Raw genomic sequence first — 11,068 nt, 5'->3', positions numbered from 1 at the left:
TCATCATATTTTAGCATGTTAGTGCAGTAAGTAACAGTTTATTCATATTATAGTCACCGTAAAAATACGTATATTGACACTTAACTATTCTTAAGCTAGTCTAGAACTACTCCTACCCTATCAATATTATTTCTAGGACGGTTAATTTTTCTAGAGAGGAGAGGTGTTCAATGACAGAAATACTCTTAGCTCGTAATAATTTTTTTACTCCTAATTATATTACCTTGACCGTCCACCCTAAAGCGTCACTAGCCTATAAAACTTGGCTGAAATATCGTCCTAAAACCTCACCTATTCATCTTGTTAGTATCAATAAGTACCATAAGCCTCCGACAAGAATTATTTTTTGCGATAAGAAAAGTTATCTGTATTTTGATAATTTTGAGCGCATGGCGAATATTCTTCATCACGAGGCTAATGTAAGCCAGCCATTTATAATTATTGCAGGTAATGATGAACAAATTACTAAAATGGCCTGGGCAGACGTATTGAGATTATGCTTCCATCGCGATGTCGACCATGTCTCTTTATGGCAGCATCTTCAGAAGCATTGTGCTCAAACAACGCTGAAAGAGCTAATGGGGTGTGATAGCTTATTTAATGAAGATTACTGTAACTTCGCCGGCATCAACATCGACCAGTATTTATACGCACAAAGGTCTTTGAAGAAAGAGAAACAAGCGTTTGATTTACCACAAAACATGGACTGGACCAATGGATGAAGTAAAGAGGTGGCCTGTTAGCACTATGGAGGCCGAAGAGGCTCATGCTTTGATCAGACAGATTGTGCCACATGATTCACCATTGTCAGCTCAAGTGCAGAGAGTTATTTTTGGGCTGATAATTTTGTCTCCAAACTACTTGATGACAATTAGTGATCAGAGTGCCGGTTTGAGTTTGACGGAGCTAACGTATGACGAATGCAATACTATTATAGAAGCAGTAAATTCTCATAAAAATACTGATGTTTGGTCCGTTTCTTATATGTTAGCTACATTTAATGTTTACTATAGGCAAGAACCGTTCACTAACAAATCTTGGCTTTTTATGAGCAAGTATTTGCAACTTACATTACTCATAGTAAAGCGTCAGGATAAGCATTTTAATAAAGTTAACAAGCTTGGCGTTCGCATAAGAATGGCGCTCAAAAAGAACTCATCTCAAACGGCAATTATTGATGAGCTGATAGACATACATGACTCATCTGCCAATGTCTTTCAAAACTTCGCTGATATTGAATTATACGAACAAGATATGCGGCATAGGGAGGAGACAGGTTTAGTTAAAACTCATAATCTAGCTAAGAAGATAGGTGAGATAAGACTTGCTTATGAAGTTGTTATTAAAGATAAGAGTTATATCGAAAGGCAACGTAGGGGAAATGGACAGTCTGTAATCGTAAAGAAGGTGAGAGAAGACCAAGATGTACTTCTTACGGATGAAGAAACTCGACGAATGCGTTTCCCTGAGGAGTACTCAGGCAACAATGTTGTTAAATCAGAAAACTTAGCTGACGATGACCCACCAACGCTTTTAGACAATAAATATAAACCTACTAGGAAAACAGCTAAATCATCGCAACTACAACAGTACCAAGTTAAAACCAGCTATCTGCATAGTAAACGTAATCGATTTATGTTCCCTAGTAGTACCAGAATATTAACATTATCTAATTATCAGTCAGTTTTTGTAAAACTGTGGGATATGGTTTCTAACGAAGAACAACATAATAAGCGTACTGCTTGTATATTATTGTTATCGATGATAACCGGTAGATCGATCAAATACGTGATCAGTGAGGTGTCGAGTAACAAAAGCCAAAGACAGTTTTTGGTGGAAGAAGAGAGCGGTGTGGCAGTGATTCAAAATAGTATTAATGTCACTGTTAATAGGCGCGATGTAATAAAGTCCGTCGTTAAAAGCAATAGCAATCATTTTAGTTTACCATTACCAGTAACTTTACAAGCTTTATTACAATATAAGTTTGAAGTAGAACCTAATGATGTCAATCAACTTCTAAAAACGCTTAAAGAGAGTTTGTCGTTAGGTTTATTATCAAGCCAGCATATAGAATCAGCGCTAGCATCTATTATTACTCACCACATCGGCGAATCATTACAATCAGATATCATCACTGGTGTAGAGGTGGAGCACTCAGCACCGCTATACTATACTAGTATAAAAACATCGTATTTAATCAGTACCTATCAAGCGGCAATTAAAATACTGAGTAATCGATGTTTTAAAAGCTTGAAGAGTATCGACTTCTATAGACCCAATAAATCTAAAAAAATTTCGCATCTACTAAACCCAAAAAACCATAAATTATGGCAAGCTCACAGATACCCTTATTTGGTGGATATGCCAATTGTCGCTAGTAACATTAACAAAATCTACATTGGTAGTGAGATGGCACTGACTGATAAGGTCTGTGGTCAGTTTTTTGCCATGCTTGCAGAACAAGTGCATGGCGATAAACAACAATTAAATCATGGCGTAAACGATCGTGAAGATGAATATATTAAACAGTTCAATGCTTATAGTTTATGGCTCTGGCACATTATTCAGATTCAAACAGGCATAAGACCTGTAAATGACGCACCTGGATTTTTAAATCAATTTAATTTTAATCATGATATCTATTGGATGTCTGATAAATCCATACGACAAGGCAAAGACTATGGTCGCCTTATTCCTATCAGCACTTTTCTGAAAACGGCGATAAAAAACTACATTAGTTATATAGAACACTTTGCTAGTGTGCATAATCCTTTGTATCCGGAACATAAACTTGAAATCGACCAAATTTTGCATTCAAAAGTGCCTTTTTTACAGATATTTAGCTTAAATCCAAAAAAGTTTATGCCTATCACACCAAGACGTATTAGAAGTATAGTAGGCAAGGCTCTTCCTCATCAAGACAATTGGCTGCGGCATCAATTACGCTCCATGCTGACCAATGAAGTCAAAGAATTACACATTTGTGCTTTATTTGGTCATGAACATTCTGATCAAGAGATATTTCATCCTATGTCCTCATTATCAGTCAATCAATATAGAAGAGAGCTATTGCCGCAGTTAGATCGTGTGGCAAAAAAGCTTGATCTTAAACAGGTGGAGATCAAGCCCCATGTCTAAATCGTCAGAGTTATCATCGCATGAGAAAAGAGCGGCCAACTTACAGCGGCAGAAGCTAGCGCTCATTAACAAAGCTAGAGAGATGGTCACTGAGTATTTATATGAACATCAACCCTTTGATGAATCCGATATGGAAGAGCATTATTGTGCTATTGATAATGAGTTATCGAACATTTTCAAAACATTCAATCAATACCGCTGTGCAAGAGTAGGGTTCTTAAAAGCTGTCAGAAATTATAATAAAGATAACAATTGCGCGCTAGATGAACCTGTTGTTCCTATTGTAGCCGAACGGGACAAACTCACTATAAGCTATGACTGGTTCGTTGAAGGCTCAAAGGTCTCAAAAACATGGCAAGCTATGCAGCTGTTTTGGCAACGTAAGCTTAAGTTTAGTGCCAACGATTATGTTTCTTATTTCTTGTATAGCAGTATCATGTTTGGTGGTCTAAATGATATTGAGGCATTGAGAGCATTGTATCAATGGCTATTTAGCGATCGAAAATTGTATCTTATTAATATGGAAAAACAGACTGTACATCATAAGAAGCTAGATGCTGATAATATCTTACTCGTGATTCCTTTGGAGATCAGTGATGATAAATATGGATGTAGAGGGGATACTGATAATGATGCATTAATTCGTTATATCACTTATGTTCCTGACGATCTCAGTCTCATATTTTTACATGCTTTAGGCGATACTGATATAAACAAGCGTAAAATAAGCCAGTTCGAGACAATCGTTAAAGAGCTAAACAATAAGTTTGGGCTCACTTGCCGCGATCCGCAAAAAATTCATTTATCGCATCTTATTAGATACGCTAATTTTCACTGGCGCCAATGGCCTGATAGCGCTATTGATGGAGCTGGTAGTTTGGTTATGCAAGGACAGCTTAAAAGCACGTCATTGCCTACAGACCAGTTACTCACTTATAACCGAGAAGACATTCAAAATACCCAATCTGCCATTACTTGGCAACAGCTATTTGTTCAAAATATCTTAAGAAGTGAAAATCTTGGAAGGAGTGAAGGCTATCCTGCTTTTAGCAAAAATATCATTCAGCTAATCCAAGAGAGCTTGAAAGGAGCTCGATCATCTGCCAAAGAAAAAATAAGTCACCTAAAAAACGATTTTCCTCAGCCTAATGCCATACGTCTGCTCGGTTGGGTGCTGTCTTTACTAGAAAGTAACCAAACCAATTTAAACTCAGTCAGTAAATACGTTGGTTGTATTGGACGTGAGTGGCTTATGCTGACGATTGATGAAGATTTAGAGGAATGGGGTAGCAATGATTATGAAGACATATATGAGCAAATCATCTTAAGTAAAGTCAAAGATGCGCGCAAAAATGATGTTTTACAGAAAGACCCAATTGATGATCGAGACGATATTGAGCTTGATGAGAATGATATCAAGAATATTGAAAATGATGATTTAAATGATCCAAAATCTAATTTAGAGCAGGCGCTAGATGAAAGTAACGACACAAAAAATGAGAGTCAACAATCAATCAGCTTAGATGAACTCAAAAACACTCAGTCTTATACTTATGGGCGATTACGCGCTTTTCATCGATATCAGATGCAGTATTTCGATGCTCCTGACGTGATTTTTGCATGGGGAGAAAATAAGCAGGTCGTCAAAGCAAGTATGGTATCGCCTCGAGTGTATAGCGCCATGCATAGCGCTATACAAGCATCTGAATTAAACCATAGCCAAAAGCTTTTATGCCAGACGATACTGATTCTAGCGTATCGTACTGGCATGCGCATTAATGAGATTGCAGGTATAAAACTCAAGAACGTAAAAAGTATCTCGGATATTAGCGTTGTACTGACGCCAAACCCTTATCTACGTCTTAAAAGTAGTAGTGCTAAAAGAAGAGTATTATTAACGGCGCTTGTAAAAAAAGATGAGTTAAAAATATTGACGTTGTTTATTGCTCAGCAAGAAAGAATGGGGGTGTCCTATTTGTTCTCTCAAGGCGTAAATAAGCAGCCACTACCAACATATTTTTTTAGCAATTTGATGAGGATACTATGGGATGGAGTGCTTGGACAAGACAACCACAGTTACACTTTCCATAGCCTTAGACATACGGCAATCAGCCAGTTAACGCTAGCTATCAATGGTTCGGCATTAGCAGAGGTGATGACTGACTATACTGTCGAGGACTGCCAAAATATTGCTGACAGTCTTGCTGGTTACCATCAAAATCAAGGTGCTTGGTTTGGGTTAGCGAGCTTTGTAGGTCATCTAACTTGTGACACTACCTTTGAGCATTATATCCATACCGCACATTTATTAGCAGGGTGGCAGCTAAGCCACGCTAAAATCGAAATACCTTTCACTGTTTTTCAGAATATAACAGGTATAGATTATCAAAAGGTAAATTATCATAGTAAAACCGCTTATGATAAAGCTTCTAAGATGGTAGCACTAAAAGAGCTAAGATTTTATTTTGCCAAAAAACTAAAGGCGCATCATGCTCCTTTGTTTACAGCGCCCGATGTGAGCGCTCAACTTATCCAACAGAATACTGAAGGTGAGGGGATATATCGTTCTATCTTTATTGATGCTAGATATGACGCTGTTATAAGCTTTATAAGAAAGCTAGATAACCTTAAACCTGAGCTGCGTGATAGAGAATTGGAAAATAAAGCGACAGAACACGGTATTCATCTTCACAAAGCGAAAAAGCTTTATCAAAATGCAAATGACTTAAATAATAATGACAAGCTCATCACTCAAGTTAAAGGTCAAACTGCTCAAGCGATTATTACAACAGCATTGGATAAAGCGTATCATATGTCAGTACATAACCCTGATAAATTACGCCAGTTTGTCAGAACCTATCAAAAAAAGCACATTACTTCTAGATCTTACTTAAAGTTTGGTATTAAACAGTCTCAACATAAGCTATTAGCTGAATTTTTGAAGATAGGCTGTGAAATTATTGCCCCTCAGCATTGGCAAATGACTTCTAATAGCGTGAAAGAAGTTAGGGAGTTCAAGAAAAAGTATAAACTAGATAGCGCCATTAGAGTTGAGGCTAACCAAAATGGTGCAGAATTTGAAGTTAGAGTTGTGAGAAAAATGAACGCCAAATCTGAGAAAAAAACTACGTATGAGTCCTCCGGCGTCTTGAAGTTTTTGGGAGAGATGTTAGTGATAATGCTTGAACAAGATAGTGAGAAGTGAGGCTGATGTAGAATAGTTTTTGTTGTCAGGCTACATAATTAAAACCTCCCAAGTTTGGTTCTACGCGATTGACAGTAGGGGTCACTTATTAATGGGCTTAATTTACCAATTTTAGTTGTACGGTTTCTTCAGCATAGCTCATAGTAGTTAATCTCTATTTCTACGTGTTCTTATTTATTGGGGGAATTATCATAGGGGTTAAATCCATAAATCATTGTATACGTTTTAAGAATATAATAGGTTTAGAGCTATAATAGGTATAGTTAAGAAACAATAAAATGCTACCTTATTGCTGGGACGAATTTTTCAATACCTCTACCACGCTTGCGAACAGCCAGAGAGAAAGATTTATATTGGTCGATTGGTGTACCAATTTAATTTTGCATTGACTATGCTTTAGATAAACTCTAGAAATGGGCTGATACTATGCGTCTTACTAATTATAGTGATTATGCGTTACGAACATTAATATATTTAACGGTGATGCCAACCTCGGAAGCTTTGGCAACGATATCTGACATTGCTGATAGCTATCAGATATCTAAGAGTCATTTGACTAAAATCGTGCATCAACTCGCGCAGCTTGGCTATATAGATAGTGTACGCGGTAAAAGCGGTGGCATTCGACTGGCTATGGCTGCCAAAGACATTAATCTGGGCCAAGTTTTACGTCATACTGAGCCTGACTTTGCCATTGTTCCTTGCTTTGAGAGCAAGTTTCTAGAAGGCAATAGCAGTGATGTTGTAGGTAAAAATGAAAATAGTAGTGTGGACAGTAATGATAATCAAAAGCTACTAACTGAGAAAATAAGGGTTGATCTGATTGATAGTTCGCCCAAAACGATGTGTACCATCAGTCCCTCATGCCAGCTAAAAGGCGTGCTTTATGAAGCCACACAAGCTTTTATTGAAGTGATGGATAATTATACCCTAGCTGATATTACTTTAAATAATAAAGAGCTTCAGAAACTGCTATTTTAAATAGGGTTTGGAGCTGGCTATAACGCATTATGATGGGTAGCCTATTTAACCAACTTACTCACCATCCATACGGCAGCGCCAATTTGAGTGCTTAAGCATGTCTTATTAAGTCTATGCTTCACATGTACTTTCACCATTGATTCTGCAATGTCCAACTTATTAGCAATCATCTTACTACTCAAATCTTCGGCGATCATTTGAATGACTTCCCACTCTCTTGTTGTCAAGAACAACCAAATCAACCTGATTGGCTGCCAAAAAGCCTAAGCATTGCCATTCATCGTTCGCTTCGCCAACCGCTTCCACACTGTTCTCAAGACTTAGCAAATCAGACAAGCCTCGACGTAACATTGGATTATTGTCAAACAATAACTACTTAGCGAGCGAGCCTGCGGTATAAGCAATGCTCCTCTTAACATTCTCGAAAATTGAATTTATATAACTAAGACGTGTTTGATTATCTCATTCTGCGTTACAACACTTGCTATGGCATTAGAGATTACTCTAAAAATTCTCAATAATAGGACGTGTCATCAATTCAATTAATTATCTTTTAAATGCGCTAAAAATGGCTATATTTTGCCAAACCGTGTCAAATAGCTGGTTGATATATCAATATTATTTGAGCTAATTCCCTTGTTTAATGGCAACTTGTCTCATGTTTATCACTATTTTTGGAATGAAAGAATAGCCTAGTAAAAGGGAAGTTAAAAATGTTATTATAAGATGTATTTTAAATGAATGTTTAAAGATGGTTATGTAGCTGGCCTATAAACCGTCATTAAATAGATTGAATACAGGTATCAATTAACTTCTCAGACCCTAAAAGAGAGAAATATTATGGCTACTGCACAAACGCTAAAAATTGTTAAAGCAACTGTTCCTGTATTGGAGGAGTATGGTACAAAGATTACCACGGCTTTTTATCAAAATATGTTTAATGAGCATCCAGAGTTATTAGATATCTTTAATGAAACCAATCAAAAGCTAGGTCGTCAACAGACAGCATTGGCAATGACGGTTCTGGCAGCTGCGAAACATCTTGAGCATTTAGAAGTGTTATTACCACAAGTTACCGAAATAAGTCATAAGCATCGTGCTTTGCAAATCCTACCAGAGCATTATCCCATTGTAGGTCAGCATCTAATAGGCGCTATCAAACAAGTATTAGGAGAAGCAGCAAATGATGACATCATAGCGGCTTGGACGGAAGCTTATGGTGAAATCGCTGACGTCTTTATTCAACTTGAAAAAGGCTTATATGAAGAGGCGATGTGGAAAGGCTTTGCGAACTTTGAAGTGGTTGAAAAGGTAGCTGTTGCCGCTGATATTGTTGCGTTTACTGTTGTACCAACGAAAGATAGCCGAAACGATGGGCAGGATATTGATTTAAGCAAGCTTACTTTAACGGCTGGTCAATATATTACGGTAAAAACTGATCCCCAAGATAGCAATCATCTAGCACTGCGTCATTATTCTTTGAATGCCACTACTACTGACAATGGCATTCAGTTCGCCGTCAAAAGAGACAATCGTGATGGTCATTATGGCTTAGTCTCCAACTATCTACACGACGAGTTACAAGTTGGCGAGACGCTATTACTATCAGCACCAGCGGGCGATTTCGCACTTAATAAAGCGCTAATTCACCAGAACGATATTCCATTAGTACTTATCAGCGCAGGCGTTGGGATTACACCTATTTTAGCGATGTTAGAGACACAAGTAATGGCAAACCCGCAGCGTCCTATCATTTGGGCCTACGCTTGTCAGAATAAAGATCATCATGCTTTTGAGGGTCGAGTGAATCAACTGTTAGAAGCAGCGACAACGGTAGAAAAAAATATTTTTTATTTTGATAGTGGACAGCTATTAGACAATAACTCACTGGCTAATTTACCTAAACCTGCTGATATCTATGTGTGCGGCTCTATGCCATTTATGGAAAGTATGATTAGTGGCTTAATAGCGCTTGAGCATAGCTCTGACAGCGTCCACTACGAACCCTTTGGCCCTAAAATGAGTTTGCAAATAGCCTAATTTTTAGCGATATATTTAAGGTATGTCATCAGACACTTATAGTGGTGATATACCTTAACCCAATAGTTTTTTTATTTTTCTGATAAAAATTTTAGCAGAGTATATGATGCGATCACCGGTAATATGATGACTATTATAGGTAAGTTTAATTACATTCAATCGTTCAGTTGATTAATTTTAAATATAACTAAGTCATGTTCTCAATTCAATTGATGCTCGACTAAATGGACTAAAATTGGTTGAGTTTTGTCAAACCGTATCAAATACATGGTTAATATTTTGATATTATTTGCGCTATTTTCCTTGTTTGACGGCAATTTACCTCATTTTTGAAATGAGGACACGCCCTAAGTATCTACCTTGCTTTAAGTAAAATTTGGTCGGTGCTTATTTTATTGCTATTTCGTCCGACTAGTACACTCTGGATTATAAAAATATTGGTTTTAGTGCTAAAATTATCAACCATTATTCTCTCTATAAAAGACACTTATCTAAAGGGTGTCTGAGTCATTGAAATCATTCAATTGCCAAGCATATGGCACATTTGCTAGCCACTGTCTAAAATTTATCGGTAAAAAACTGTTATGATCGTTCGACAAAAACCAAATGCATTCAAGATACTTTTCACCTTACGTGGTTCTGTGATCCCACAAATTTATCCTCAAGTTTTATTCATTACCTTACTCAGTGCAATCATATCAGCGGTTCAACACTCGATTCCAAGCTCTTTTTCTACTTATGGTGCTGTGCCTTTTACTGTGCTTGGCATCGCTTTATCTCTATTTTTAGGCTTTCGCAATAATGCGACTTATCAGCGATGGTGGGAAGCTCGAGGATTATGGGGACAGTTGGTTTTTGACTCTCGCAGTTTAACACGTCAAATAATTTCATTTATCGATGATGAGACGGAAGTTGGGCGTCATACACAGCGATCTATTATCCGCCTTAATATTGCTTTTGTTCACGCGCTACGACATAGACTGCGTAGTACGTCACCATGGGAAGATGTTGAGAGTTTTGTTGAGCCTGATCATCATAACGATATACACCAAGCGCGAAACCTACCTGAGTATTTGCTACGACTGATGGGTAAAAAGTTGGGCTATAGTCGACGTCAAAATTTGTCATCAGATCTTATGATACAGAACATGGACAATACATTATCTTCGTTGACAGTTGTTTTAGCAGCTTGTGAGCGTATTTATACGACGCCGTTGCCTTTTGCTTATACTTTATTGGTGCATCGAACTACTTATCTATTTTGTTTCTTGTTGCCTTTTGGCTTGGCAAATTCTTTAGGTTGGGCGACTCCTCTAGTGTGTGGTGTCATTGCCTATACATTTTTTGGTCTTGATGCTTTGAGTGAAGAGATAACAGACCCTTTTGGCATAGCTCCTAACAATTTACCACTTACCGCTATATCACGAATTATCGAAATTAATCTATTAGAAGCATTAGAAGAAACAGATATTCCATCTGAGATAGTACCAATAGACGGTTATTTTTTACGGTAAGTTATGTTAGAGACGCTGTCTTACCTCAATAAAAGCATTTCTTACGGTGGCTGAATTATTCACTAGACCTCTTGCAAAAGTCATAGCTTAAGCTCGAAATTGACCAAACCTGCGAACAGTTTCATTCTTAAATCATAACGCTGACGACGATTACGGTAGCGCTGAGCCACGATTTTGAATAGCTTAATTA

General features: G+C 37.4%; 8 protein-coding genes. 6 read left to right on the top strand and 2 right to left on the bottom strand.

Features of this window, described 5'->3' with window-relative positions:
- The first annotated feature begins 170 nt into the window (after positions 1 to 170).
- The 4 genes from JMX83_RS14265 to JMX83_RS14250 all read left to right on the top strand — a co-directional run bounded on the left by JMX83_RS14265 (position 171) and on the right by JMX83_RS14250 (position 7,324).
- Positions 171 to 722, top strand: coding sequence for a hypothetical protein (locus JMX83_RS14265; protein WP_201603109.1), 552 nt, complete (start codon positions 171 to 173; stop codon positions 720 to 722).
- Complete coding sequence (locus tag JMX83_RS14260) at positions 715 to 3,138, top strand: hypothetical protein (RefSeq protein ID WP_201603107.1); 2,424 nt, start codon at positions 715 to 717, stop codon at positions 3,136 to 3,138. Before JMX83_RS14265 ends, JMX83_RS14260 begins: the two co-directional genes overlap by 8 nt.
- Positions 3,131 to 6,343, top strand: coding sequence for a tyrosine-type recombinase/integrase (locus tag JMX83_RS14255; protein WP_201603105.1), 3,213 nt, complete (start codon positions 3,131 to 3,133; stop codon positions 6,341 to 6,343). Before JMX83_RS14260 ends, JMX83_RS14255 begins: the two co-directional genes overlap by 8 nt.
- 426 nt (positions 6,344 to 6,769) lie before the next feature.
- Positions 6,770 to 7,324: an Rrf2 family transcriptional regulator gene (locus JMX83_RS14250; RefSeq protein ID WP_062844853.1), complete on the top strand. Its 555-nt coding sequence runs from the start codon at positions 6,770 to 6,772 to the stop codon at positions 7,322 to 7,324.
- A gap of 41 nt (positions 7,325 to 7,365) precedes the next feature.
- On the opposite strand, the gene JMX83_RS15415 is transcribed toward JMX83_RS14250, so the two are convergent.
- Together JMX83_RS15415 and JMX83_RS15410 are read right to left on the bottom strand one after the other, a co-directional pair.
- Entirely contained in the window at positions 7,366 to 7,494 is a 129-nt protein-coding gene (locus JMX83_RS15415; RefSeq protein WP_320157668.1) for a hypothetical protein, read from the bottom strand.
- A gap of 4 nt (positions 7,495 to 7,498) precedes the next feature.
- Positions 7,499 to 7,660 (bottom strand): helix-turn-helix domain-containing protein, encoded by a 162-nt coding sequence (locus JMX83_RS15410; protein ID WP_320157667.1) that lies wholly within the window; start codon positions 7,658 to 7,660, stop codon positions 7,499 to 7,501.
- Between the two features lie 504 nt (positions 7,661 to 8,164).
- Here JMX83_RS15410 and JMX83_RS14240 point away from each other — a divergent pair.
- Entirely contained in the window at positions 8,165 to 9,364 is a 1,200-nt protein-coding gene (locus tag JMX83_RS14240; RefSeq protein WP_201603102.1) for a globin domain-containing protein, read from the top strand.
- 584 nt (positions 9,365 to 9,948) lie between these two features.
- Positions 9,949 to 10,878 carry a bestrophin family protein gene (locus JMX83_RS14235; RefSeq protein WP_201603099.1) on the top strand — a complete coding sequence of 310 codons (930 nt, stop codon included), beginning with the start codon at positions 9,949 to 9,951 and terminating at the stop codon, positions 10,876 to 10,878.
- The last annotated feature ends 190 nt before the right edge of the window (positions 10,879 to 11,068 follow it).

Source organism: Psychrobacter piscatorii (assembly GCF_904846415.1).
Taxonomy (GTDB): Bacteria; Pseudomonadota; Gammaproteobacteria; order Pseudomonadales; family Moraxellaceae; genus Psychrobacter; species Psychrobacter piscatorii.
The sequence above is the reverse complement of the archived record's forward strand: the minus strand, read 5'-3'. Positions and strand labels throughout refer to the sequence as shown.